The 23,850-nt window shown below is 74.7% G+C and carries 26 protein-coding genes and 1 pseudogene; 17 read left to right on the top strand and 10 right to left on the bottom strand.

The window, feature by feature from the left end; translation table 11 throughout:
• Together KIK08_RS09305 and KIK08_RS09310 are read left to right on the top strand one after the other, a co-directional pair.
• Positions 1-798 (top strand): annotated as a pseudogene (locus tag KIK08_RS09305) (hypothetical protein); the annotation flags it as partial.
• Positions 792-1,208: a hypothetical protein gene (locus KIK08_RS09310; protein ID WP_214402633.1), complete on the top strand. Its 417-nt coding sequence runs from the start codon at positions 792-794 to the stop codon at positions 1,206-1,208. The pseudogene KIK08_RS09305 and the gene KIK08_RS09310, both read left to right, overlap by 7 nt.
• Here KIK08_RS09310 and KIK08_RS09315 read toward each other — a convergent pair.
• Together KIK08_RS09315 and KIK08_RS09320 are read right to left on the bottom strand one after the other, a co-directional pair.
• Positions 1,159-2,727, bottom strand: a complete 1,569-nt coding sequence (locus KIK08_RS09315; protein WP_214402634.1) for a DUF2207 family protein — start codon at positions 2,725-2,727, stop codon at positions 1,159-1,161. The two genes, KIK08_RS09310 and KIK08_RS09315, sit on opposite strands and share 50 nt — an antisense overlap.
• 102 nt (positions 2,728-2,829) lie before the next feature.
• On the bottom strand, positions 2,830-5,865 hold the full coding sequence (locus KIK08_RS09320) for an AAA domain-containing protein (RefSeq protein ID WP_214402635.1): 3,036 nt from the start codon (positions 5,863-5,865) through the stop codon (positions 2,830-2,832).
• Between the two features lie 338 nt (positions 5,866-6,203).
• Here KIK08_RS09320 and KIK08_RS09325 point away from each other — a divergent pair, with 338 nt between their 5' ends.
• The 6 genes from KIK08_RS09325 (at position 6,204) to zwf (ending at position 11,921) form a co-directional block, all read left to right on the top strand.
• Positions 6,204-7,184, top strand: a complete 981-nt coding sequence (locus KIK08_RS09325) for a ferritin-like domain-containing protein (protein WP_214402636.1) — start codon at positions 6,204-6,206, stop codon at positions 7,182-7,184.
• Between the two features lie 109 nt (positions 7,185-7,293).
• On the top strand, positions 7,294-8,700 hold the full coding sequence (locus KIK08_RS09330; RefSeq protein WP_214402637.1) for a M1 family metallopeptidase: 1,407 nt from the start codon (positions 7,294-7,296) through the stop codon (positions 8,698-8,700).
• Between the two features lie 106 nt (positions 8,701-8,806).
• Positions 8,807-9,052 carry a hypothetical protein gene (locus tag KIK08_RS09335; RefSeq protein WP_214402638.1) on the top strand — a complete coding sequence of 82 codons (246 nt, stop codon included), beginning with the start codon at positions 8,807-8,809 and terminating at the stop codon, positions 9,050-9,052.
• Positions 9,053-9,063: 11 nt separating this feature from the next.
• Positions 9,064-10,008: an ornithine cyclodeaminase family protein gene (locus KIK08_RS09340; protein ID WP_214402639.1), complete on the top strand. Its 945-nt coding sequence runs from the start codon at positions 9,064-9,066 to the stop codon at positions 10,006-10,008.
• A gap of 62 nt (positions 10,009-10,070) precedes the next feature.
• Positions 10,071-10,346, top strand: coding sequence for a hypothetical protein (locus KIK08_RS09345; RefSeq protein ID WP_214402640.1), 276 nt, complete (start codon positions 10,071-10,073; stop codon positions 10,344-10,346).
• 72 nt (positions 10,347-10,418) lie between these two features.
• Complete coding sequence (gene zwf / locus KIK08_RS09350) at positions 10,419-11,921, top strand: glucose-6-phosphate dehydrogenase (protein ID WP_214402641.1); 1,503 nt, start codon at positions 10,419-10,421, stop codon at positions 11,919-11,921.
• 84 nt (positions 11,922-12,005) lie between these two features.
• On the opposite strand, the gene KIK08_RS09355 is transcribed toward zwf, so the two are convergent.
• On the bottom strand, positions 12,006-12,356 hold the full coding sequence (locus KIK08_RS09355) for a DUF397 domain-containing protein (RefSeq protein ID WP_308257521.1): 351 nt from the start codon (positions 12,354-12,356) through the stop codon (positions 12,006-12,008).
• Between the two features lie 88 nt (positions 12,357-12,444).
• A complete protein-coding gene (locus KIK08_RS09360; RefSeq protein ID WP_214402643.1) occupies positions 12,445-13,317 on the bottom strand; it encodes a helix-turn-helix domain-containing protein in 873 nt (290 codons plus the stop codon).
• A 520-nt stretch (positions 13,318-13,837) separates the two neighbouring features.
• Here KIK08_RS09360 and KIK08_RS09365 point away from each other — a divergent pair.
• Both KIK08_RS09365 and KIK08_RS40940 read left to right on the top strand, forming a co-directional pair.
• Positions 13,838-14,311, top strand: coding sequence for a hypothetical protein (locus KIK08_RS09365; protein ID WP_214402644.1), 474 nt, complete (start codon positions 13,838-13,840; stop codon positions 14,309-14,311).
• A gap of 11 nt (positions 14,312-14,322) precedes the next feature.
• Positions 14,323-14,457, top strand: a complete 135-nt coding sequence (locus tag KIK08_RS40940) for a hypothetical protein (RefSeq protein ID WP_256446173.1) — start codon at positions 14,323-14,325, stop codon at positions 14,455-14,457.
• Positions 14,458-14,460: 3 nt separating this feature from the next.
• On the opposite strand, the gene KIK08_RS09370 is transcribed toward KIK08_RS40940, so the two are convergent.
• A complete protein-coding gene (locus tag KIK08_RS09370; RefSeq protein WP_214402645.1) occupies positions 14,461-15,348 on the bottom strand; it encodes an alpha/beta fold hydrolase in 888 nt (295 codons plus the stop codon).
• A gap of 91 nt (positions 15,349-15,439) precedes the next feature.
• The gene (locus KIK08_RS09375; protein WP_214402646.1) at positions 15,440-15,643 is read right to left on the bottom strand and encodes a helix-turn-helix domain-containing protein; all 204 of its coding nucleotides are present in this window, start codon (positions 15,641-15,643) and stop codon (positions 15,440-15,442) included.
• Between the two features lie 116 nt (positions 15,644-15,759).
• Between KIK08_RS09375 and KIK08_RS09380 the strand changes: the two genes are divergently transcribed.
• Positions 15,760-15,987, top strand: coding sequence for a hypothetical protein (locus tag KIK08_RS09380; RefSeq protein ID WP_214402647.1), 228 nt, complete (start codon positions 15,760-15,762; stop codon positions 15,985-15,987).
• A gap of 70 nt (positions 15,988-16,057) precedes the next feature.
• Here the strand turns inward: KIK08_RS09380 and KIK08_RS09385 are convergent, their stop codons facing one another.
• Both KIK08_RS09385 and KIK08_RS09390 read right to left on the bottom strand, forming a co-directional pair.
• Positions 16,058-17,296, bottom strand: coding sequence for an ARMT1-like domain-containing protein (locus KIK08_RS09385; protein ID WP_214402648.1), 1,239 nt, complete (start codon positions 17,294-17,296; stop codon positions 16,058-16,060).
• 106 nt (positions 17,297-17,402) lie between these two features.
• Positions 17,403-17,546 (bottom strand): hypothetical protein, encoded by a 144-nt coding sequence (locus tag KIK08_RS09390; protein ID WP_214402649.1) that lies wholly within the window; start codon positions 17,544-17,546, stop codon positions 17,403-17,405.
• 101 nt (positions 17,547-17,647) lie between these two features.
• Here KIK08_RS09390 and KIK08_RS09395 point away from each other — a divergent pair, with 101 nt between their 5' ends.
• From KIK08_RS09395 to KIK08_RS09405, 3 genes are read left to right on the top strand one after another with little or no spacing between them, the layout of a single operon-like run.
• Complete coding sequence (locus KIK08_RS09395) at positions 17,648-18,307, top strand: HemK2/MTQ2 family protein methyltransferase (protein ID WP_214402650.1); 660 nt, start codon at positions 17,648-17,650, stop codon at positions 18,305-18,307.
• The gene (locus KIK08_RS09400; RefSeq protein ID WP_214402651.1) at positions 18,304-18,516 is read left to right on the top strand and encodes a CDGSH iron-sulfur domain-containing protein; all 213 of its coding nucleotides are present in this window, start codon (positions 18,304-18,306) and stop codon (positions 18,514-18,516) included. Before KIK08_RS09395 ends, KIK08_RS09400 begins: the two co-directional genes overlap by 4 nt.
• Complete coding sequence (locus KIK08_RS09405) at positions 18,513-19,568, top strand: iron-containing redox enzyme family protein (protein WP_214402652.1); 1,056 nt, start codon at positions 18,513-18,515, stop codon at positions 19,566-19,568. Before KIK08_RS09400 ends, KIK08_RS09405 begins: the two co-directional genes overlap by 4 nt.
• Positions 19,569-19,640: 72 nt before the next feature.
• Here KIK08_RS09405 and KIK08_RS09410 read toward each other — a convergent pair whose 3' ends face one another.
• A complete protein-coding gene (locus KIK08_RS09410) occupies positions 19,641-20,315 on the bottom strand; it encodes a hypothetical protein (RefSeq protein WP_214402653.1) in 675 nt (224 codons plus the stop codon).
• A gap of 180 nt (positions 20,316-20,495) precedes the next feature.
• On the opposite strand from KIK08_RS09410, the gene KIK08_RS09415 reads away from it, so the two are divergent.
• From KIK08_RS09415 to KIK08_RS09425, 3 genes are all read left to right on the top strand, one after another.
• A complete protein-coding gene (locus KIK08_RS09415; RefSeq protein WP_214402654.1) occupies positions 20,496-21,581 on the top strand; it encodes an NAD-dependent epimerase/dehydratase family protein in 1,086 nt (361 codons plus the stop codon).
• Between the two features lie 228 nt (positions 21,582-21,809).
• On the top strand, positions 21,810-22,730 hold the full coding sequence (locus tag KIK08_RS09420; RefSeq protein ID WP_214402655.1) for a DUF2382 domain-containing protein: 921 nt from the start codon (positions 21,810-21,812) through the stop codon (positions 22,728-22,730).
• Positions 22,731-22,875: 145 nt separating this feature from the next.
• Complete coding sequence (locus KIK08_RS09425; RefSeq protein WP_214402656.1) at positions 22,876-23,340, top strand: hypothetical protein; 465 nt, start codon at positions 22,876-22,878, stop codon at positions 23,338-23,340.
• A 73-nt stretch (positions 23,341-23,413) separates the two neighbouring features.
• Here the strand turns inward: KIK08_RS09425 and KIK08_RS09430 are convergent, their stop codons facing one another.
• Positions 23,414-23,827, bottom strand: coding sequence for a PaaI family thioesterase (locus KIK08_RS09430; protein ID WP_214402657.1), 414 nt, complete (start codon positions 23,825-23,827; stop codon positions 23,414-23,416).
• Positions 23,828-23,850: the final 23 nt, after the last annotated feature.

Consider the following 23,850-nt stretch of genomic DNA (forward strand, 5'->3'; position numbering starts at 1 on the left):
GACGCGCCCGTGCGGCTGGGCGGGGTCGCGTTCCGCGGTGACGCGCTGCGGCTGGTCGGCGCCGACGGCGGCGACCGCCCGCTGGGCACGCTCAGCGCCGGTCAGCGCAACGCTCTCGTGCTCGCCCCGCTGCTGCGCGCCCGCGCGGGCGGGCCGTTCGGGTTCCTGCTGGTCGACGACCCCGTGCACGCCTTCGACGACCTGCGCGTCGACCTCGTCGCCGACGAGCTGGTCCGGCTGGCCGACGACCGCCGGGTCGTCGTGCTCACCCACGACTCCCGGCTCGCCGAGGCGCTGACCGCCAAGCGCCGCGACGCCGACGTGCTGGCGCTGTCCCGCGACCCGGCGGGTGCGCTGGTCGTGGCCGATCGGGCGGCGCCGTGGGCGTCGTTGCTGGCCGACGCCGAGGACCTGCTGAAGATGGGCACGCTGCCCCCCGACCTGGGCCGGCTGCCGGTCGCCGTGCGGGGGTTGTGCCGGCACGCGCTCGACGGCGCGCTGCGCGGGCTGGCACTGCGCTGGGCCGCGGAGACCGGCGCGGACCTGGCCGCCACCGTCGCCGGTCTCGACCGGGACGCCCGCAGCGGGGAGCGCGGCACCCGCGCCCGCCTGCAGCACGCCGAGCGCTTCGGGATGGCCGGCCGGCCCAGCCCGGCGGCGGTCGCGCTGCGCCGCTGCGAACGGTTCCTGGGGATCTGGAACGAGGCGGCGCACGGCACCGGCGGCGACTCCCGGCAGGGGCTGGCCGCCGAGGTCGCGGCCGCCAGGGCGGCGTGCACGGCGCTGGCGGCGTGGTGAGCGCGCCGGACGCCGACCTCGCCCGCCGCGTCCGCGTGCTCGGGCTGCGCCAGCGGGTGGAGGCGTGCAGCTGGCGGGTGCACACAGCCTGCTTCGCGCTGCCCGCCGACCGGCCCCGCCACGGCGAGGTGCGCAGGCGGTTGCTGCTGCTCACCGGGTGGGCCCGCGACGGCGCCGAGCTCGACCGGCTGCGGGCCGCCGCGGCCGAGCTGGCGTGGGTCTACCGGCAGTGCTGCGACGTGCTGCACGGCAGGCGCGCCTTCACCGACCTGCCCGAGCCCGTCGTGGTGTCCTGGGAGCACACGGTCGACACCGGCGAGCGGGTGGTGGCCGAGGTGCTGGCGCGCCCGGCCGCCGCGCCTACGTGCTCCCCGCGGCGCCGCCACCACCCCCCGCGCCGGCGCCGCTGACGGTGCTGGTCGACGAGGTGCCGGCCGTGCTGCTGCTGAACGCGATCCACCACGGGAACGCCGCCAGGTTGGCGTCGTCGGTCCGGCCGGAGGCGAACGCCCGCAGCGGCACGCCCTCCTCGGAGGCGGTCTTCAACCGGTCGCCCAGCGCGTCGCCCAGGCCGAGCGCGACCGCGTCGGGCAGGACGGCGTCCAGGTCGAGGCGGGTGTCGCGGTCCTTGGCCGCCTTCTTGAGCCCGTCGCGGTAGGCCGTCCACGGGACGGCCGCCTCCAGGCCGGCGGGGGTGAGCGCGGGGTAGGTGAGCAGGAAGACGAAGGCGGTCACCGCGACGGCGAAGAGCGCCACGACGCCGACCCAGGCGAGCAGCGGTCCGCCGCCCACACCGCTGAGCAGCAAGGCGAACACCGCGGCCAGCAGCAGGGCGCCGGCGATCACCGCCAGCAGGACGCGCGCGGCACCGGCGCGCGGGTCGAGCCACTTGCGCTCGCGCATCTGGGCCCGCACCGCCTCGCGCACGGGCCCGGACCAGGTGGCCACGGCGGCGAGGTGGCTGCTCGTGACCACGCCGTCCTCGGCCTTCTCGGCGAGCCGGTCCCACACCGCCCGCTCGACGCCGTCGCGCACGGCACCGCCGTCGATCAGCCGCACCCGGACCTTGGGCGAGCTGGCCCAGCCGCCCTCGCTCTCGGCCTCGATGGCGACGGCGCCGCGGCCGGCCAGGTCGAGCAGCACGGCCGGCACGACCTGCATCGGCGGACCACCGGCGACCAGGGCCCCGCCCAGCGCGGGTGACAGGTCGTCGGGACGCCGCGTGGTCGGCTCCTGGGCGCCGCGGTTGCCGCGGGAGCGGCCGCGGTGCAGCAGCAGCGCGGCGACCAGGCCGGCCGCGGCCAGACCGATGGCGGTCCAGGGCAGCCAGCCGCGCGACGCGTCGGCGGCGAACCGGTCGAACGCGCTGACCGGCGGCCCCGAGCGGATGCTGCTCTCCAGCCGGTCGAGCGCGGCGACGAGGCCACCGCGCACGTCGCCCTCGCGCAGCGGCGGGATCAGCGCGTCCTCGACGATGTCGCGCTGCTCGCCCTCGGGGACGTTGCCCTCGGCGTAGGTGCGCCCGACGAACAGCCCGGCGCGGGCGTCGGTGGGGTCGTCGGGGTTGCGGTTGACCAGGACGGCCACGGCCCGGTCCTGATCGGTCCCGGTGACCCGCACCCATTCCTGCTGCAGCGCTTCGACCTGGTCGAACGTGTCGTCCGAGTCGGCGTCCAGCGCCCGCACCACGACGACGACGTCCGCGCCGGCCGCGCCCAGCCGCTCGACGGCGCCCTCGACGTCGCGGAGTTGGGCCGCGTCGAGCGACGAGCCGGTCTGGTCGTAGACGTGGCGCGCCGGGTCCAGGTCGGGGAACGCCTCGGCGTCCTGGGCCAGCGCGGGTGTGCCCATCAGCGCGCTCGCGGCGACCAGCAGCGTGAGCAGCAGCAGCCGCACGAGCGGGTGCGGCGACGATCGGGTGGACGGCACGCCCACATTCCCCCCTCCGGTGCCGCGGTCCGGTCCGCGCGGCGTCCGGTTGATGATCCCGTTGCCGGAGGTTTCCCGCTGGGCGGGCGCGGGTAACGCGGATCAGCCCGCGCGTCCCGCGTTCGACTCGACCCCGCACGACCGGCACTCCCACCGGGTGTCGGCGCCCTCCCCGCTGACCTCCATCGGGTCGGCGCAGGTGGCGCACGGTCGCGGGTCGCCGAGCGCGTCGGCGGCCAGGTCGACCAGCAGTCGCTCGGCCAACGCACGCCCCTCGACCGCGAGCAGCGCCTCGCGGGGCCCGCGCGGGCCGGCGGCCAGCACGGCGCTGCCCAGCACGACCGTCCGCCGGTCGACGACGGCGAGCCGGCGGGGGCCGTCCTCGGCGCGGACGACGGTGGCTCCGCTCTCGCGCAAGGCGGCGGCGCCGTCGCCGTCCTCGTCGGGGCGCACGAACGCCCGGACCCGCACCCCGCGCCCGACCGCCGCGGCGACCAGGGGCGCGAGCACGCCGGCGGCGGGCCACGGCGACCACAGCCACAGCGAGTCGCGGGCCTCGCCCAGCCGGGCGTCGAGCGCGGCGCGCAGGTCGGCCTCGTCGGAGACGTCCACCGCGGCCACGGCCCGCCGCAGCGGGTCGCCGACCTCGGCGAGGACCCGGTCCGAACGGTAGGGCGCCGGACCGTCCAGCCCCAGCAGGGCCGCCGCGCTCCAGGAGCGGGCGTCGCCGCGGTCGACGGCGTGCCGCAGCGCCGCGAGCGGGCCGGTGGTCGCGTCCAGCGCCGGCCCGTCGACCAGGACGAAGAGCCGGCGGCGGGCCCGGGTGACGCCCAACGCGAACGCTCTCACGTCGGGCTCGTCCTCGACCTGGTCGAGGACGACCGTGTCGAGCGCGCGACCGCGGAACGCCGCGACCGGACCGCAGCCGACCAGCAGGTCGCGGTCGCGCAGCGCGGCGAGGGTCGGCCCGACCTGGGCGCGCGAGGTCGTCAGCACGCCGACCTCCGGCGCGGCGCCACGCGCGAGCGCCGGGGCGAGCACCGCCCCGGCCGTCCACCACGGGCCGCCGGACGGACCGCGCCGGACGGCGGCGAGGTCGGGCAGCGCCGCCACGTCGACCACGACGATCTCGGTCGCCGCGGGGTCCTCGTCGTCGGTGTCCTGCGCGTCCGCCGGCTCGCGGAGCACCCGGTACCCGAGGTCGTTGACGAGCCGGCGCACGGCCGCGCCACCGTGCCACGGCTCCTGCAGGGCGACGCACCCGTCGTGGGCCAGCGCGTCCTCGGGCGTGCTGATCCCGACATGGCCGAAGCCGCCGGTCAGCACCCACGTGCGCAGCGCCGGGTGCCCGGCGGCCACCACCGCGTCGGGCAGGTCCGGCCCGGGGAGGCCGAAGTCGCCGACGAGCACGGCCGTCTCCCCCGCGCCGGCCAGCGCCAGCAGCACCTCGGCCAGCGTCGCCGCCTCCGCCCCGTCGACCAGGACGACGTCGAACCCGGCCCCGGCCACCGGCGCGGTGAGCGACCGGGCGAGCGTGGTGCCGACCAGCGAGGCCGCCGCGACGATCTCGGCCTCCGCGTCGGTGCGCAGCGATCCCGACCGCTCGGCCAGCCTGCGGTGCTCCTCCTCGTGGGCGCTGCGGTCGCCCGCGCTCTGCGCGCGGATGGCCCGCAGCCGCGTCCACCGCTCGTGCAGCGCCGGCAGTCGCTCGCGCTCGCTGCGCTCGACCAGGGCGTGGTCGGCGTCGGTCGGCGGGCCGACCTCGTTGGCCTGCTCCATCGCCCGCTCCAGGCGGCGCAGCTCGGACTCGACCGGCTCGAAGGCCAGCCAGGCCGCCGTCGCCGCCCGCTCGGTGCGGGCCGTGGCGCCGTCGAGGCGGCCCAGTTGCTCGGGCGTGGTGGAACCGATCGCCCGGCGGGTGGCGATGATCTCGTCCCACAGCTCGCGGCGGCGGGCGACGGCGGTCGGGCCGAACGCCGTGAGCTCGTCCTCGGCCTGCTTCGCCCGCCGGCGCGAACGCCCGGCCGCGCGCAGCTCGGCGCGCAGGCCCTCCTCCCGCGCGTCGAGCTCGCGCAGCTCGGCCTGCAGCTCGGGCAGCCGGGCCATCGCGGCGCGGGCGTCGGCGAGCGCGGCCGCCTCGGCGACCAACCGGTCGTGCTCGCGACGGGCGGTGACCACCCGGCCGTAGGCCAGCTCGGCGGCGTGCAGGGTGTCCTGGTAGCGGGTGCGCAGCTCCTCGCGGCGCCCGGCGGCGGCGACCCTGGCGGCCGCGGCGCGGTAGCCCTCCGGGTCGTAGCCGTCGAGGCGGGCGGCCAGCTCGGTGATCTCGTCGTCGGTGCCGGCGAGGTCGGTCAGCCGGCGCGCGATCAGGGCCCGGCGGGCGTCGACGTCGGCCGAGGCCCGTGCGGCGAGCCCGTCGAGGCCCAGGTCGTCGAGCCCGGGCCGGTGCGGCACCCCGACCCGCACGACCTGGCCGCGCCCGGGCCGCATCGAGGCCACGACGGCCAGCAGCACCGCGTCGACCGCGACGGCGGCGGTGGACACCAGCAGGACCCGCTTGCCCGCGCGCACCAGGTCCTCGGCCGCGCGGGCGAGCACCCGGGTCCGCCCCGTGCCCGGCGGGCTCCACACGACCCGCAGCCCGGGGCTGCGGCACGCGCGGTACGCCTGCCCCTGCGCCTGCGACAGCTCGGACGGCGGCGCGTCCGACCAGGTGGGCGTGCCGTCCAGCCGACCGGCCGCCAGCGCCTCCGCCAGCGGCGCCCGGCCGATCCCGCGCAGGCCCTCCAGCAGTGCCTGCACCGTCGACCGGGACGTCGCGACGGGGCTCCACACCCAGCGCGAGCCCGGCGGCACCCCGTCGGGCTCGGCCAGCACGAGCACGCCGTCGTCGAGGTGGAACCGCTCGACGGGGAAGGCCGTCGACTTCTCCGGTCCTTCCCGCCCGGCCAGCACGAGCGGCGGTTCCAGCAGGTCGGCCAGGTCGGGGCGGTCGCGCAGGTCGAGCCGCAGCAGGCCGTCGTCGGATGGTGCGGCCTCGCCGCAGCGGGTCAACGGACCCGGCCTCGCCGACCCCGGCAGCAGCCGCAGCCACTCCTCGACCGCCGCGATCGGCCCCGCCGTCCACGCCGCCGCCATCCCCGCCCCCGCCCGGCGCCGGGCGGCGCCCCCCGCTACGAGGGTCCCCGACCGCCCGCGCCGTGTCACACCGCCGTTCGTGCGTCCGCACACACATCCGTCCGGCCCAGCCCGGTCCGCTCACCGTGTCGATCACGACGCCGGGCGCGCTCCGCACCGGCCCGGTGGGGCGGGCGGACCGGTCGCCCGTTACCCGCTCGATATCGACCATTCACCGGTCGCGCCGGATCGGTCCGAACTGGACGGCGAAACCCGTCGTGATCTCCCAGTGACGCGTCCTGGCCCCCCTCGACCGGCGCCGAGAGTTCTGCGCGGCGCCCGAGAAGAAACGAGTCCCGGTGTTCGAAGGTTTCAGCAAGGCGTTCGTCCGTGAAGCGATCAATCGCAGCGCGGAGAACGCGGTCGACCGCAGGCGGTTCCTGCGGGCTGCCGGCCTGACCACCGCCGGCATCGTCGGCGCGGGCGCGCTGACCGCGTGCGGAGCCGGACCCGGCGGGCCGGCCGGCACGGCCGCCGTCGGCCGGGTCTCCGAGGAGGTCGACGACCCGGCCGTCAACGACGCCACCGTGCTCAACTTCGCCCTCAACCTGGAGTACCTGGAGGCCGAGTTCTACCTGCGCGCCGTCACCGGCGAAGGGCTGAAGGACGACCAGATCGACGGCGTCGGCACGCTCGGCCACGTCATGGGCGGGCGCAAGGTCATGTTCCACGACAAGACGCTCAAGGCCAACGCCGAGGAGATCGCCTCCGACGAGCGCGCGCACGTGGACTTCCTGCGCACCGCGCTGGGCGACTCCAAGGTCGCCCGTCCGACGATCGACCTCGACGAGGCGTTCACCGCCGCAGCCAAGGCCGCCGGCCTCATCAAGGACCACGAGAAGTTCGACGCGTTCGCCAACGAGGACAATTTCCTGCTCGCCGCCTTCGTTTTCGAAGACGTCGGCGTGACCGCCTACAAGGGCGCCGCCCCGCTCATCGAGAACAAGACGTTCCTGGAGGCCGCGGCCGGCATCCTGGCGGTCGAGGCCTACCACGCCGGGCTGATCCGGGCGACGCTGCAGGCCCGCGGCGCCGTCGACCTGGCCGACAAGATCTCCGACGCCCGCGACAGCCTCGACGGCGACGACGACCTCGACCAGGGCCTCACCTTCGAGGACGAGCCCAACATCGTGCCGACCGACGAGAACGCGATCGCGTTCAGCCGCAGCACCGGGCAGGTGCTCAACATCGTCTACCTCAACCCGGACAGCGTCACCGAGGGCGGGTTCTTCCCCGACGGCGTCAACGGCGACATCAACGCCAGCGACGACAACGCCTGAGGTCCGGCGCCCGCGCCGACCGGACGCGGTCACCGCCGTCCGGTCGGCGCGCCGACCCGTCGCCGATTCCGCCCGTCGACCGCCCCGATCGGGCGTAGATTCCCGCGCCATGAGGCTCCGCGCGCGGATCGCGACGCTCCTGGGGACATCGATCCTGGTGATGACCGCCGGCGCGGTCCCGGCCGCGGCGCACCCCGACCCGCCGGTCGACGGCGCCACCGGCGGCGGCGACGCGTACTTCCCCGCCGCCGGCAACGGCGGCTACGACGTCGCCCACTACGACCTCGACCTCGGCTACACGCCGCAGACCCGGGCGCTCACCGCGCACGCGGACGTCACCGCCACGGCCACGGCCGACCTGCGCAGCTTCAGCCTCGACCTGCGCGACCTCGACGTCACCTCGGTGACCGTCGACGGCACCCCGACCTCCTACACCCACGAGGGCGGCGAACTGGTCGTCACCCCGGCCGAGCCGCTGTCCGAGGGCACCGAGTTCGTCGTCGGCGTCGACTACGGCGGCACCACCGGGCAGCCGGAGGACGCCACCGGCGCCCTCTACGGCTGGATCTCCTTCGCCGACGGCGCCTTCGTGGCCAACGAGCCCGAGGGCGCCTCGACCTGGTTCCCGGTCAACGACACCCCCGCCGACAAGGCCACCTACTCGTTCGAGATCGACGTGCCGGAGGGCACGGTCGCGATCGCCAACGGCGTGCCGGGCGAGCCGCGCACCGCCGACGGCCGCACCACCTACGCATGGGAGGCCGACGACCCGCAGGCCAGCTACCTGGCCACCGCCTCGACCGGCAACTACGTCGTCACCGACGACACCGGGCCCGGCGGGCTGCCGATCATCAACGCCGTCGACGCCGACCTCGACCAGGCCGCGGCCGGCGCCGTGCTGGCGACGCAGCCCGCGATGATCGAGTACTTCGAGACGGTGTTCGGGCCGTACCCGTTCGGCTCGTTCGGCGCGATCGTCGACGACGACGAGGAGGCCGGGTACGCCCTGGAGACCCAGACCCGCCCCATCTACTCCGGGGTCCCCGACGAGAGCACGGTGGCCCACGAACTGGCCCACCAGTGGTTCGGCAACAAGATCACGCCGGCGCTGTGGAAGGACATCTGGCTCAACGAGGGCTTCGCGACCTACGCCGAGTGGCTGTGGGAGGAGAGCACCGGCGGTCGGACGCCGCAGCAGCAGTTCGACGAGGCCTTCGCCGCCCCCGCGGGCGACCCGTTCTGGACGGTGCCGCCCGGCGACCCCGGCGCGCCCGCCCTGTTCGACGCGGCCGTCTACAGCCGGGGCGCGATGGCGTTGCAGGCGCTGCGGGTGACGATCGGCGACGACGCGTTCACGCAGGTGCTGCGGCAGTGGGCCGACCGCGACGAGTTCGTCCCGGTCGGTACCGACGACCTGCGGACCCTCGCCGAGGAGGTCTCCGACCAGGACCTCGCCGCGTTCTTCCAGGCCTGGCTGTACACGCCGGCGAAGCCCGCCGCCCCCACCCCGGCCTGACCCACCCCCCGTCGAGAACGAAGTTGTCGTGAACTTGGACCGGTCCATTTGACGACAACTTCGTTCTCGACGGTCAGGCGAGGGCGTCCGCGAGGACGTGGGGCTGGTGCAGATCGCCGCCCTTCCCCGCACGTTCGACGACCAGCGCCTGGTCGGCGCCGGGTACCTGGCCGACGCGGTGTGCCGGCACCTGCCCGACGGCCCGGCCCGCCGCGCCGAACTGCGCGACCTGATCTGGTCGCTGACCTCCCTGCACCCCTACGGTCAACTGGTGGTCCAGCGCGGCTGGCCGGTGCGCCGCTACGGCGACTGGATCGCCCAGGCGCTCACCGCCGTCGCGCTCCCCCGCTGAGGAGGTCCCGCATGCCGGAAGTCCTGGTGCTCGGCCACGACGACGTGGCCGCCCTGCTCGACCTCGACGCGCTGCTGCCCGCGCTGGCCGAGGCGTTCCGGCAGTTCAGCGCGGGCGCGACCAGCGCACCGCCGCGCACTGCGGCGTTCACCGCCGACGGCCTGCTGGGGTCGATGCCGGCGTTCGTGCCCGGCGCCGGGCTGGCGGTCAAGCTGGTGTCGGTCTTCCCCGACAACCACGCCCGCGGCCTGCCCTCCCACCAGGCGCTCATCGCCGTCTTCGACGACGCCACCGGCACCCCGCTCGCCCTCATCGACGGCACGCGCATCACGACCGTCCGCACCGGGGCGGCGGCCGCGGTGGCCGCCGACGCGCTGGCCCGCCCCGACGCCCGCGTGCTGGCCATCCTCGGGGCCGGCGTGCAGGGCGGCTCCCACCTCGACGCCTTCGACCGGATCCGCGACTTCGCCGACATCCGGATCGCCTCGCGCACCGCCGAGAACGCCGCCGCCCTCGCGGCGCGGCACCCGCGAGCGCGCGCGGTCGACTCGTTCGAGGAGGCCGTGCGCGGCGCCGACGTCGTCTGCTGCTGCACCGACGCGCGCAGCCCGGTCCTGCGGACGTCCTGGCTGGACCCGGGCGCGCACGTCGGCTCGGTCGGCGGCAGCTTCGGCCCCGAACTGCCCGCCGACCTGGTCGCCGGCCGGGTCTTCGTCGAGTGGCGCGGCGCCGCGCTCAACCCGCCCCCGGCCGGCGCCCACGACCTGCAGGGTGTCGACCCGGCGCAGCTCACCGAGATCGGGGAGGTACTGGCCGGCACCGCACCCGGCCGCACGTCCGACGGCGAGATCACGGTCTACAAGTCGACCGGCCACGCCGTGGAGGACGCCGCGGCCGCCCGGCTCGTCCTGGACGCGGCCCGCGCCGCCGGTCGCGGCAGCGTCGTGCACCTCTGACCGGCTCCTGAATGCGACGATCGGCGCTACCGTCGGTCACCGCCCGGCTGCACACTGCTCGGATGCTGTTCATCGGCGGCTCCGACGAGGGCATCGGCAACCACGTCGGCTTCGTCGCCGGCCGGTACCGCGACGGCGCCCTCTCCGACACCCGGACCGACGTCACGCGCTGCTCCCCCGGCACGTTCACCGCGTTCCTGCCGTCCTGCCGGTGCGGCTGGCGCGGCGCGCCGCACGAGCCGGACGAGGCCGGGGTGCGCCGCTGCCGGCGGGAGTGGACCCGCGAGCACCTCCGGCACGTCGTCCCGACCCGGCACGCACCCTCGCACCAGCGTTAACAGCCGACGAAAAGCCGCCTTCGGAGATCGTCGAGCCGGTGCGCAGCGGGCCCGGGAGTGCAACCATTCAGCGTGCTCAACTACCCGCCGCAGACCATCGCCTACCCGGCTCCTGGCTCACGGCCGTACGGACGCCTGCCGGAGAGCCTCCCGCCGCACGTCATCGTCCTGTTCGGGGCCACCGGCGACCTCGCGCGGCGCAAGCTGCTGCCCGGGCTCGCGCACCTGGCGACCTCGGCCCTGACCCCCAACATCCGGGTGGTGGGCTCCTCGCTGGAGGAGATGTCCGACGACGAGTTCCGGCAGTTCGCGCGCAGCGCGATCACCGAGTTCGGCAAGCACCGGCTGACCGAGGAGCAGTGGGACGCGTTCGCCGCGAACCTGCGCTACTGCTGCAGCAGGTCCGGGTCGGAGACGCTGGCCGACGCCGTGGCCGCGGCCGAGCGGGAGTTGGGCGACGGCCAGGAGGTGCACCGGCTGCACTACCTGAGCATCCCGCCAAAGGCCGCGCGCGAGGTCATCACGCTGCTGCAGGACGCCAAGCTGGTCGAGCGCGCGCGGGTGGTCATGGAGAAGCCGTTCGGCACCGACCTGGAGAGCGCCGTCGCGCTCAACAGGTTCGTCCACCTGACCTTCGACGAGAGCCAGATCTTCCGGATCGACCACTTCCTGGGCAAGGAGGCCGCGCTCAACGTCCTGGCGCTGCGCTTCGCCAACGGGCTGTTCGAGCCGATCTGGAACCGCAACTTCATCGACCACGTCCAGATCGACGTCCCCGAGACGCTGGGCCTTGACCGGCGCGCCGACTTCTACGAGTCCACCGGCGCCTACAAGGACATGGTGGTCACCCACCTGTTCCAGATCATGGCGTTCGTCGCGATGGAGCCGCCGACGGCGCTGGAACCGCGGGCCATCAGCGAGGAGAAGAACAAGGTCTTCCGGTCGCTGCTGCCGATCATGCCGACGGACGTCGTGCGCGGGCAGTTCGGCGGCTACCGCGAGCTGGAGGGCGTCGCCCGCGACTCCGACACCGAGACCTTCATCGCCCTGCGCGCGTTCCTGGACAACTGGCGCTGGGCCGGGGTGCCGTTCTACCTGCGCACCGGCAAGCGGCTCGCGGAGGGCCAGCGGATCATCTCCATCGCCTTCAAGGAGGCGCCCCGGTCGATGTTCCCGGCCGACTCGGGCGTGGGCCAGTCCGGCCCCGACCACCTGACGTTCGACCTGGCCGACGAGTCCCGGATCTCGCTGTCCTACTACGGCAAGCGCCCCGGCCCCGGCATGAAGCTGGACAAGCTGAGCATGCAGTTCTCCACCCAGGAGACCGACCGCGCAGGCGACGTGCTGGAGGCCTACGAGCGGCTGATGCTCGACGCCATGCGCGGCGACCACACCCTGTTCACCACCGCGGAGGGCATCGAGAGCCTGTGGGAGCGCTCCGAGCCGCTGCTGCAGAACCCGCCGCCGGTCAAGTCGTACCCGCCGGGCAGCTGGGGACCGAACGCGATCCACCAGCTGATCGTGCCGCACGCCTGGCGGCTGCCGTTCGAGCGGTCGTGGCGGGAGAAGCGCTGAACGCACCGGCGAGGAGGTGCCGCTCGGGCTCCCCGCGAGCCTGAGCGGGATCGACGCCCCCGGACTCCGGCGAAACCGTTCGACCTACTTCCGCGACCGTGTCGGGAAGAATTCTCCGGACGCGATTCCGCTGATGAAGTCGTTCCACCGGTCGAGCGGGAATGCAAGCGGGACGGCCTCCGGTCGTCGCGAATTCCGCACCATGACCTGACCGGTCGAGAACTTCACCTCGACGCAATCGCTCTGGTCGCTGAAAGTGCTCTTGCGCCAACCGCCGCTCGTCCCGCCCACAGACCGTCCTCCCCGACCCCGACCCGGCCCCACGGATCGTCGTGGCGCCCCGAGCAGGTTCCGACGTGAGGACCTGCCCGCTCCGCCAGAGTAAGCAGAGCACCGGCGTGGGACCAGCGCCACTTGGCGGCCGTGTACCCACACGCAGGACCAGGAGCGGAGGGTTGGTCACCTGTCCGCCCCTCGGATGCGGCCGATGGAGGCCGGTTTAGGTACCTCGCGGACTAGGGCATCACCCCTCGCTGGTTGAAGCCAGATCGGTGGAGAAGGTTCGCAGGGCGCGCTCGATGTACTCCGGGAACCTGGCGGCCGGAGCGGCGAGATCCTCCAGAGCGAGGAAACGCTCCTGGTAATCGGCAGCCACTCCGGGATCGTCGGTGAACGTCGACGGGCCGCGCGAGTACTCCAGGTACACGACGTCCGGATCGCTCGCCTCGGGGAACTCCAAGAGGACGAAAGGACCGCGCAGCGCCTCGTAGGCGCCGACCTCGAACGGGATGATCCGGATTGTGATGTTCGGCCGCTCGCTCAACTCCAGCAGGCGGTTGAACTGGTTGCGCATGACCCCGGGCCCGCCGACCTGCCGACGCAGGATCGCCTCGTCGAGCATGAAGCTCAGCTCCGGCGCCGGGTCGCGCTCCAGCACCTCCTGCCGGTCGCGCCGGCTCTCGAGCACGCGGTCGATCGCCTTCGCGCTGCGGCCGTAGCCCTTGAGCAGGGCCCGGCTGTACTCCTCGGTCTGCAGGGTGCCGGGCACGACGCTCGGCTGGGCCTGCAGGATCCGCGACGCCGAGGCCTCGTAGCCGAGGAACTTGATCGTCTCGGCCGTGAGGACGTCGCGGAACTCGACGAACGGCTGGCGCTTGGAGCCCCGGGCCAGCTCGGTGAGGGCCGCCACCTCGTCCGGGTCGTTCAGGCCGTAGTGGCCGACCAAGGCCTTGAGGTCCGTGACGGTGATGCCGACCTGACCGCTCTCGATGCGGATGATCTTCGACGGGGACCATTCGAGCGCGTCGGCCACCTCGCGCTGCGTCAGATCGGCCGCGGTTCGTAGTCGCCTGAGCTCCACGCGCAGGCGGCGACGCATTGCGGCGGAGTCTTCCACTGACACACCTCTCGTCGTGTGACGTACTGCAGGTCGACGGTGGCGGCACGCACCAGACGCCTGGTCATGCGCCAACCGCTTCCGGCCATCCTGCCGCATCCACGTTGGCATGACCACATCAGTAGCGTCCTTACCGCCGAGTTCAGTCGGACACGATCCGACTGCGTGGAGCCGATGCGGGCACGGCAGAACACGTGCTGCTGAACGCAGCACACGATGTGGTGCCTCCGCACAGCCACGCTCGGCAAGCGCCCTGCAGGTCGGACCCGCCGTACTGAGTGCAGCGTGACGCCTAGCACACTCTGCTACATGGCAGTACGATCCTGGCTTGACGCCACCGAACCGCAAGCGACCGAGCCTACCGCCTGGCGGCGGTCTGCTCGCTCAAGGAGCCGGGAACGTCGCCCGATCGTTGATCCGCCGATGCGGGGTCGAGCAGCTGGACAGCCGCGGTCATCGTCACCGTAGGCCTCTGACCAGCCGGAACGCCGCCCGGCCAGCCCGCAGAGGAGTGGCGACCGTGCAGCAGAACACCGATCCCTACCGCATTCCCGACGATCACCTGACCGCCCAGGGCCGCGTCGCCCTCGACCAGGTCGTCGGCGGGTGGACCCGCGCCCTGCACGCCGAGCTCGACCGCCAGGCCGCTCCGAACGACCGGCGCGGCGACCCGGAGTACCGCTACACGCGCACCGACGTACTGGCCGCCCGCGACTCGGTCGAGCGCAACCTGCGGCCCGACACCACGGCCGAGCGCGTCGCGGCCTCGCAACCGGTGCTGCTCGCGCCGATCCTGGTGACGGTCGGCTCGGTGGGCGTCGGCGTCATGCCGCACTTCCTGCACAGCTCCTGGCAGTGGGCGCTGTTCGTGGTCCTGCTGCTCATCGGCCTGTTCGGGCTCGCGCTCACCTGGGTCGGTGGCACCCGGGCCAAGCGGGGCAGCCCGCCGGGCAGCGCGCGGGTGGCCGCGCCGACCGCCCGTGTCGACGGCTGAGCGGGTGCGTCGTGCTCATCATCGCCATCGTCGGACTGGCTGTGCTCGTGGTGTTGGCCGTGCTCATCGGCCTGGCCGGTCGGGACGACGTCGGGGCGGCGTCGCGCTCTGCGGAGCCGCACAGCACCGACGAGACGCCCCGGTGACCGTCAGCCCGTGCGCGCCCACTGCATCAGCAGCATCCGCAGCGCGGTGACCAGCGGCAACGGCTGGTCGAGCATCGGGTGGTGGCCGGCGTCGGGCAGTTCGACGATCGGGACGCGGTGCCCGAGCAGGGCGTCGATCTCGGCGGCCATCGTCGGCGGCACCAGGCCGAACTCGGTGCGGATGAACGCGGCCCGGCAGCGCAGGTGGGGCAGCATCTCGCGGAGCAGTCGGCGCCTGCCGAACATGGCCGGGTCGAACTTCCAGGTCCAGCCGCCCTCGGTGGCGCGCACGGACTCCTCGGCGATGTGCCGGCGGACGTAGGGCAGCATCACCTCCTGCTCGGGCATGGTGCGGAACCGGTCGAGCATCTCCTCGCGGGTCGGGTAGACCCGGGTGGGGCGGCGGCGGTGGCGCAGGCCCTCCTCCTCCGGGGGCTGGTCGAACAGCGGCGAGTCGATGATGGCGATGCCGTCGACGCGGTCGCCGTGCTCCACCCCGACGTGGGCGGCGACCCAGCCGCCCATGCTGTGCCCGACGACGATCGGCGGCCCGGCGATGCCGCCCGCCGCGGCGGCGGCGAGCACCTCGTCGGCCCAGATGCGCATGTCGTAGTCGGGGCGCCGGCCGCTGTCGCCGTGCCCGCTCAGGTCGAGCGCGACGACCCGGTGCGAGGAGGCGAAGAACGGGGCGATGTGGTCCCACCAGCCCGAGTGCGCCGCACCGCCGTGCACCAGCACCAGGCCGGGCAGGTCCGCATCACCCCAGCAGCGCAGGTGCACCCGGCACCCGTCGACGGCGGTGTCGAGCTGCTGCGGGGCGGTGGCGAGCGCGGCGCGGAACCAGCGCGGCGCGTCGGTGGCGGTCGCCGGCGGGCTCAGGGGCGGGGTCATGGTGGTCTCCTCGGTGCACCGCAGTTGTACCTGACAGGACCGCGCCGATCCGGACGGACGGCTGTGGCCCTGGGCACGGTGCCGAGCGGGATCAGTCGTCCTCGCGCGCCGCGCGCAGCTGCTCCTGGACCTCCGACCACCGGAAGCGGTACCGGCCACCCATCGTGGTGACCGCCGGCGTGAGCCGGCCCTGGCGGACCCACGCGCTGATGGTCGCCGTGGCCACCCCGAGTCGACGCGCCACGTCACCGGACGTCAACAGCGGGTCATCGCGTTCCCGCTGGTCACCGGACATGACGATCACGCTAACCCGGGCGTTCACGCGATATCTGAGCATCGCGCGAACTACGATGAACATGGTGTTCTCACGAAGAATGGCCAATGTCCGATTTTTCGGCTAGTCTGCGTGCTGTGCAGCCCCCTCCCACCGGCGTTCCGACCGCTCTGGGCACCGTCTCCGAGCTGGCGCTGCTCCTCGCCGAGCTGCATCCGACGGCCGCCGCGCGACTGGCGTGCGACCACGTCGCCGACACCTCGGGCCGGTGCCGGCTGTGCCGCTCGGTCTGGCCGTGCACGCTGCACGTCATCGGCCGCGACGCCGTCGCGCACGCCCGCACGACGCGTCTGCCAGGCCGATGACGGCGCGCGGGTCGGCCTCGACCGCCTCGCCACGACCTACGGCTCCCTCACCGGCGGTCGCGGGACGCCATCACCCGGTCGGTGGACCGACCGCGGCCCGGCCGGGCACGAGCTGGACGAGCGCGTGGGTGCCGGCGATCCGCCAGCCCGGCGCGCGCCGGTCGAGCGCGGCCGTCGTGGCCTCCGGGACGCCGACCACGACCTCGGACTCCAGCGTGCGCAGTGCGGCGACCGGCCCGGGCAGGTAGCCGGCGGCGTGGGCGAGGTCGGTGCCCGGCGGCCAGGCCCGGTCGCCGACGAGCCTGCGGTAGTTGAGGTCGCCCTTGAGGATCGTCAGGCCGGCCGCGGTGACGTCGGCGGCGAGCTCGGCGGGCATGGCGTCGAAGCCGAGGGGTCCGGTGTGGAACCAGTCGGTGCGCAGCCGGATGCGGCCGCGGCGGAACGCGTCCTGCAGCCGGCGGGCGGCGGTGGTGGCGTAGCCGCCGGCCGCGGCGAGCCTGCGCAGCGCGGCCGCCACGTCGGCCGCGGTCGCGTCGGCGACGTGGAACGGGACGGGCCGCACGTGCAGCAGCACCTGGCCGGCCCGCCCGGACTCCAGCAACTCGTCGACCAGCAGGAGGTCGGCGAGCAGTTCGCGCCCGGCGTTGTCGGCGACCACGCACAGCACGGCCGGGCCCGCGGCCAGCAGTTCCCACAGCGCGTCGGTGTCGTCGACGACGAGCGCCGGGTCGGGGTTCGTGTCGGACTCGAACCGGGCGGCGTGCGCCGCGGCACCGAGGTCCGCGCGGGCGCCCCGGACGGCGGCCAGCAGGAGCGCGCGACCGCGGCGGTCGGGGTCGACGTCGGCGACCCAGTCGAGCTCGGCCAGCTCGGCCTCCAGCAGGGGGTCGACCAGCTCGCCCGTCTTGAGGTGGGCGAACGGGTCGAGCCAGTGCCACGGGCCGGGCGCGAAGAAGTCGACGGCGGCCAGCAGCCTGCGGTGGAAGTAGGCCTCCGCCCACAGCAGCGGGACCTCGTCCCAGCCGCGCCCGATGCGGCCCTTGCCCCACTCGCGCCAGGCGGCGGTGTCGGGACCGCCGCCGGCGAGCGGCCCGACCGCACCCGACAGCTCCGCGACGAGCCGGTCGAGCGCCTCGATCTGCTCGGGCAGGTAGGGGTTGGCGTTGCGGGCCTGCTCGGCCGCGCGCGGCAGCCGACGGTGCACGACGGTCCAGGCGAAGGAGGCGGGGTCGGCCGCGGTGAGCGCGGGCGGCTCGGCGGCCGCGTCCCGCTGGGCCCGCCCGCCCGCCCCGGGCACGAGGTGCCGCACCCGTCCGCCCTCCCTCGCCGGCCACCACCGCGGTGGCCCGCCTGCGGGAACGCTACCGGCCGACCTCGGCGCCACCAGTGCCGGACGGATCAATTCCCGGGGTCGGTCACCGGCGGCGGGCCGGCACCATCGCGTACTGCCACTCCTCGTCGACCCACTGGTGCTCGACGTCCATGCCGAGCGCGGCGAGCTCGGCCGCGAGCTGCGCGGTGCCGTCGTCCCGGAATGCGCCGCCGGTGTCGACCGGCACGAGTCGTACCGGCTCGGTGTCCTGCGGGGGGCAGGGCGCCGGGTACCCCTCCGAGCGGAGAGGATGCCGTTTGATCTCCTCCGCGCCGGGCACTGGCCATCGTGCTGCTTCTCCGCCCGCCCGGCGTGTACCGGGCAGATTCCGACACCGCACTGCTCGCCGACGTGCTGCGCGAGCGCGTCCACGACCGGGACGTGCTCGACGTCGGCACCGGGACGGGCGCCCTGGCGCTGGCCGCGGCCCGGGCCGGGGCCGCGTCGGTCACCGCCGTCGACCTCTCCCGCCGCTCCGCCGCCGCGACCTGGCTCAACTCCCGGCTGCACCGGGCCCGGGTCCGGGTGCGCCGCGGCGACCTCTACGAACCGGTCCGCGGCCGGCGCTTCGACGTCGTCGTGGCCAACCCGCCGTACGTGCCCGCCGAGCGCCAGGACCCGACCCGCTACGGCATCGCCCGCTGCTGGGACGCCGGCCGCGACGGCCGGCTGCTGCTCGATCGCCTCACCTCGGGCCTGCCCGACGTGCTGACCGCGGGCGGTCGCGCGCTCATCGTGCAGTCGGAGGTGTGCGGCGAGGAGGCCACCCTGGACGCCATGGCCGCCGCCGGGCTCGACAGCGAGGTGGTCGCCCGCGCGGTGATCCCGTTCGGACCGGTCATGCGGGCCAGGGCAGCGCTGCTGGAGAGGCAGGGGATGATCGAGCCCGGGCAGCGCGTCGAGGAGATCGTCGTGGTGGAGGGCCGGATGCCGGGAGCCGATCGATGACCGTGCGCAACCGCGTGGAGATCACCGGGGAGGGCCCGGTGCTGGTCCACGGCCCCGTCGACGTCACCGGTCCCGACGGCGACGTGGTGCGCTCGGAGCGGGCCGTCACCGCGCTGTGCACCTGCCGGCGCACCCGCCGCTTCCCGTTCTGCGACACCAGCCACCGCGACCGCGAGCGGCGCGGCGGCCGCGGCGGTGGATCGCGATGACGGTCACCGAGCACTCCCCCGGCGCCGCGCCGACGGCCGGGCCGGCGCTCCCGCAGCCCCGCGGCCCCCTCTCGGCGGCCGTGCTGGACGCGTTGCGCGGCGGCGGGGAGCCGGTCGCCTCCGACGCCGTCCCCGACGACGTCTACGGCGAGGACGCGCAGCTGGCCCTCTACTGCCTCTACGAGCTGCACTACCGCGGCTTCGCCGGGGTCGACCCGGAGCGCGAGTGGGACCCCGCCCTGCTGGCGGTGCGCCGCGACCTGGAACGCGCCTTCCTGGCGCAGCTGCGCCGCGACGTCGGAGTCGACGACGTGCGGGAGGCCGACGACGTCCGGGCGGCCGTGGACGCCGAGATGGCCGCGCTGATGGTCGAGCCCACCGACGCCGACGGAACCGGCGTGTCGCACCACCTGCTGCGCGAGGGCGAGCCGTGGCAGTTCCGGGAGTACCTGGCGCACCGCTCGATCTACCACCTCAAGGAGGCCGACCCGCAGGCCTGGGTGATCCCGCGCCTGCACGGGCCGGCGAAGGCCGCGCTGGTCACCGTCGAGCACGACGAGTACGGCTCCGGCGACCCGGAGCGCGTGCACGCCCGGTTGTTCGCCGCGATGATGCACGCCGTCGGCCTCGACGACGGCTACGGCGCCTACCTGGACCTGGCGCCGGCCGAGACCCTCGCCGAGGTCACCCTGATGTCGATGTTCGGGCTGCACCGGGCGCTGCGGGGGGCGCTGGTGGGGCAGTTCGCGACCGTGGAGCTGACCTCCTCCCCCGGTTCGGACCGGTTGGTGAAGGCGATCGCCCGGATGGGGTTCGACGCCGAGGTCGGCGAGTTCTACGCCGAGCACGTCGAGGCCGATGCGGTGCACGAGCAGCTCGTGCGTCGCGGGGTGATCCGCCCGTTGCTGGCCGCCGAGCCGGAGCTCGCCGCGGACGTCGTGTTCGGGGTGCGGGCGAGCTCGTTCCTGGCCGAGCGGCTCGAACGCAGGGTGCTCGGCGCCTGGGGCGAGCGGGCGACGTCGCTGCGGCGCCCCCTCCCGCCCCCGGACTGACCGTCGAGAACGACGTTGGCGCGCGAATGGACCGGTCCAACGCGCAACAACGTCGTTCTCGACGGATTTGGCTCAGCCCTGGACGCGCAGGTCGGCCTTCGCGACCTCGACGTGCGCCGCCTCGCGGGTCAGCTGGTCGGCGCCCTCGGCGGCGTCCACCCCGACCCGCTGCGCGAAGTCGGCCCCGTGGGCGGTCAGCGGGCCGGTGAAGTCGAGCCGCTGGCCGGGCTGCACGGTGTAGGGCGACTCGCCGGCCGGCACGGTCAGCTGCACCCACACGCGGTCGGTCTCGCTGCCGCCCACCCAGAAGCCCTCGTCCGACGGCACGGACTGGACGACCACGCCCTGCGCGGTCACGTCCTGCCCGACGAGCGCGGTCAGCGCGCCGTCGGGGCCGGCCGACGCCGACAGCGGCAGCAGCGCGGTGCCGCCCGCGCTGAGCGAGCCGGCGGCGCCGTCGGTGGGCGCTCCGGCCGCCGGGGCACCGGTCTGCGGCGCGTCGGCCGAGCCGGCAGCGTCGCCGCCAGAAGGGTCGGTACCGGGCCCTGCCGGGGTGGCCGACGGCACGGCGCCGCCGGCGGTCCCCTGCCCGTCGCCGGGGTCGTCGCTGCCGGTGCCGCACTGCACCAGGGCCCAGACCAGCAGCGCGATCACGACGACCGCCAGCAGCACCCAGAGCCACAGCGGGCGCCGTGGTGGCGCGGTCACCCGGGTCGAGCCGGACCGGTCGGTGTCGGGAGTGCTCATCGGTGGTGCTTCTCCTCTGCGCGGTGATCAGGTTCCCGACCGTTCCCAGCCAGCTGACGGCCAAACAGGCGCAGTCCCTCGTTCGAGTGGCGCAACACTGGGCAGACCAACCGGCTGGTTTCGTTTGATCCGGCGCACCGCGGGCACCACCGACCCCGACCACGACGGATCAGGGGCTCCATGCGCATAGTGATCACCGGCGCCAGCGGGAACGTGGGCACGGCCCTGCTCGACCGGTTGGACGACGGGGACGACCACGCGGTCGTCGGCGTGTGCCGACGACCGCCCGAGGCGGTCCCGCCCTACGACCGGGCGACCTGGGTACCGCTCGACCTCACCGCACCCGACGCGGCACTCGCGCTGCGGCCGGTGGTGCGCGGCGCCGATGCAGTCGTCCACCTCGCCTGGGGCTTCCAGCCCTCGCACGACACCGACCACCTCCACCGCCTCGGCATCGACGGCACGCGCGCGGTGCTGAACGCGATCGAGGCGGAAGGCGTGCCCCACCTCGTGCACATGTCGTCGGCCGGGGCCTACTCCCCCGGACCGGACGACCCGGACCCGGCCGCGGCCAGGGCCACCGAGGCCTGGCCGACCGACGGCATCGACTCGCTCGCCTACAGCGTCGAGAAGGTCGCGGCCGAACGCCTCCTCGACGAGCACGAGCGCGCCCACCCCGACGGCGTCGCCATCGCCCGGCTGCGTCCGGGGCTGGTCGTGCAGCGCCGGGCCGGCAGCGCGCTGCTGCGCTACGGGCTGCCCGCCTTCGTGCCGGCCGGGCTGCTGCACCACGTCCCGCTGCTGGCGCTCGACCGGGGGCTCGCCGTCCCGGTGGTGCACGCCTCCGACGTGGCCGACGCGATCGTGCGGGTGCTCGAACGGCGGGCCACGGGTCCGTTCAACCTCGCCGCCGATCCCCCCGTCACCCGGGACCTGATCGCCGACGCGCTCGGGGCCCCCGCGGTGCACGTGTCGCGCGGTCTGCTGCGCCTGGCGACGGCGCTGTCCTGGCGCACGCACCTGCAGCCGGTGGACCCGGGCTGGCTCGACCTGGCGTACGCGGTGCCGCTGCTGGACACCGGGCGAGCCCGCCGCGAGCTCGGCTGGGCTCCCGCCGTGGACGCCCGGGTCGCGCTGGCCGAGGTCATCCACGGGATGGCCGACGCCGCCTGCGCGCCGAGTCCGCCCCTGCGCCGGCGGTCCGTTCGGGAGGAGTTGGTGTCCCTCGTCCGGCGGGGCCCGGTGACGCAGCGCCCACGACCGTGACCTCCGTTCGGCGGAGTCCGGGCAGCTCCACACGCCGGCGACCGCACGACCGGGTCAACCCGAAATAAATGAATCGGATATGAGTCGGCTCCGCCGGACGCGGGTAACTCTGCGAGCGTCCGGGCCAGCGGTAGCAGAACCGCCCCGAATTGATCGACGACAGCCACCGGACGCGACAGCCACAGAACGCAGCCACAGAACGTACCGAGGAAGGACGTGGCATTCTCGATGTTCACGCAGGACCAGATCCGCAGCCTCGTCGGCGCCACCGCCTACGACAGTGACGGCGACAAGATCGGCAAGGTCGGGCACGTCTACTTCGACGACCAGACCGACCAGCCGAAGTGGGTCACCGTCAACACCGGCCTGTTCGGCCTCAACGAGAGCTTCGTGCCGCTGGCCGGGGCCGAGACCCGCGGGGACGACGTCGTGGTGCGCTACGACAAGGCCAAGGTGAAGGACGCGCCCAACGTGTCCGCCGAGGGCCACCTCTCCGCGCAGGAGGAGGAGCAGCTCTACCGCCACTACGGCCTGGACTACGGCACGTCGGGCGGCGAATACGGCACCAGCGGTACCACCGGCACCGCGACCGGCACCCAGCACCGCACCTCCGGCACCGAGTACGGCACCGAGTACGGCACCGAGTACGGCACCGCGGGCGAGCGCGGCGGCCGCCACGAGCTCCGGGAGACCGAGCAGGCCGACTACCAGGGCCGGAGCGCCGACACCGGGGTCACCGGCCGCGGCCACGACACCAGCGGCCGCAACACCGACGACGCCATGACCCGCTCCGAGGAGCGGCTCAACGTCGGCACCGAGACCCGTGAGGCCGGCCGGGCGCGGCTGCGCAAGCACGTCGTCACCGAGCACCAGCAGGTCGAGGTGCCGGTGTCGCGCGAGGAGGTGCGGGTCGAGCGGGAGCCGATCACCGACGCCAACCGCGGCGCGGCCGTCGACGGCCCGGCCATCTCCGAGGAGGAGCACGAGGTCACCCTGCGCGAGGAGCGCCCGGTGGTCGACAAGGAGGCCGTGCCGGTCGAGCGGGTGCGCCTGGGCACCGAGACGGTGCGCGACACCGAGACGGTGGGCGACGAGGTGCGCCGCGAGGAGATCGAGGTCGACGGGGACACCCACGGCCGGCGCCGCTGAATGCGATCTCGGGGATCCGGTTTATCGATCGAGTGATCCGGTAATCCGTATTCCGGTAGGTCACCGGGAGGAGCCGGGCCGGCACGGTGTGCCTCGCCCGGCTCGTTCCGCTGAACCGGAATTCGTATCGAGGAGGAAGAGTCGGATGGGACTCGGCAGTCACGCTCTCGCGCTCGGCATCGGCTACGTGCTGGGCCACCCGGACGGGCGGGAACGCGCCCGGAAGGTGCCCGACCAGGTCCGGCAACTGGCCGCCCGCCCGGAGGCCACCCGGCTGGCGGAGAAGGGCAAGTCCCTCGCCGGTCAGGCCGCGCGCACGGCGAAGCAGCGGCTCGGCCGCTCCGGCGGCGGATCGGCCGACGCCGGCACCACCACCACCGGCGACACCGCGACGGGCGACAGCACCGGGCGGCGTCGACTCTTCGTCCGACCGCGCAGGCGGCCCGGCGGCATCGACGTCCCGACCGCCGCCGGCACCGGTCCCGTCGCGTCCAGCGGCGACCCGGTCACGGACGCCCGGTCGGCGCGGGCCACCGACCCCGCCGTCGCCGAGCGCACCGAGGCCGCGATGCACGGCACGCTGCCGCCGTCCGGCAAGTCCTCGTCCTGACCCACCCCGCCCCCACAGCACACGGAACGCCCCGGCTGCCGCGGCAGCCGGGGCGTCGTGCTGCCCGCCGGCGTCAGCCCAGCGGGATGAGGATCGTGCTGCCGATGGCGATGAGCACCGGTTCGCCGTCGCGGTCGCCGTGCACCTCGGCGCGGGTGAAGATCTGCCGGCGACCGGCCTTGACGACCCGGGCCGTGGCGACGAACGCCGTGCCGGTGCCCGGCGCGACGTAGTCGACCGCGCAGTGCGAGGCCACCACCCGGCTCCCCACGGCGGTGTGCGCGGCGTACCCGCAGGCCGTGTCGACCAGCGCGGACATCAGGCCCGCGTGCAGCGTGCCCGCGTACTGGCCCAGGTCGGCGCGCCACGGCAGGCGCAGGGCGACCTCACCCGGCTGCGCGGCGACCACTTCGAACCCGGCCCACCGGTTGAAGGCCGCGGTGGCGTTGAGCCGGCGCAGGTGGTCGAGCACGGCCGCAGCATCCATGTAGACCAGTCTACATAGAATGG

This window comes from Pseudonocardia lacus, from assembly GCF_018531445.1.
Taxonomy (GTDB): Bacteria; Actinomycetota; Actinomycetes; order Mycobacteriales; family Pseudonocardiaceae; genus Pseudonocardia; species Pseudonocardia lacus.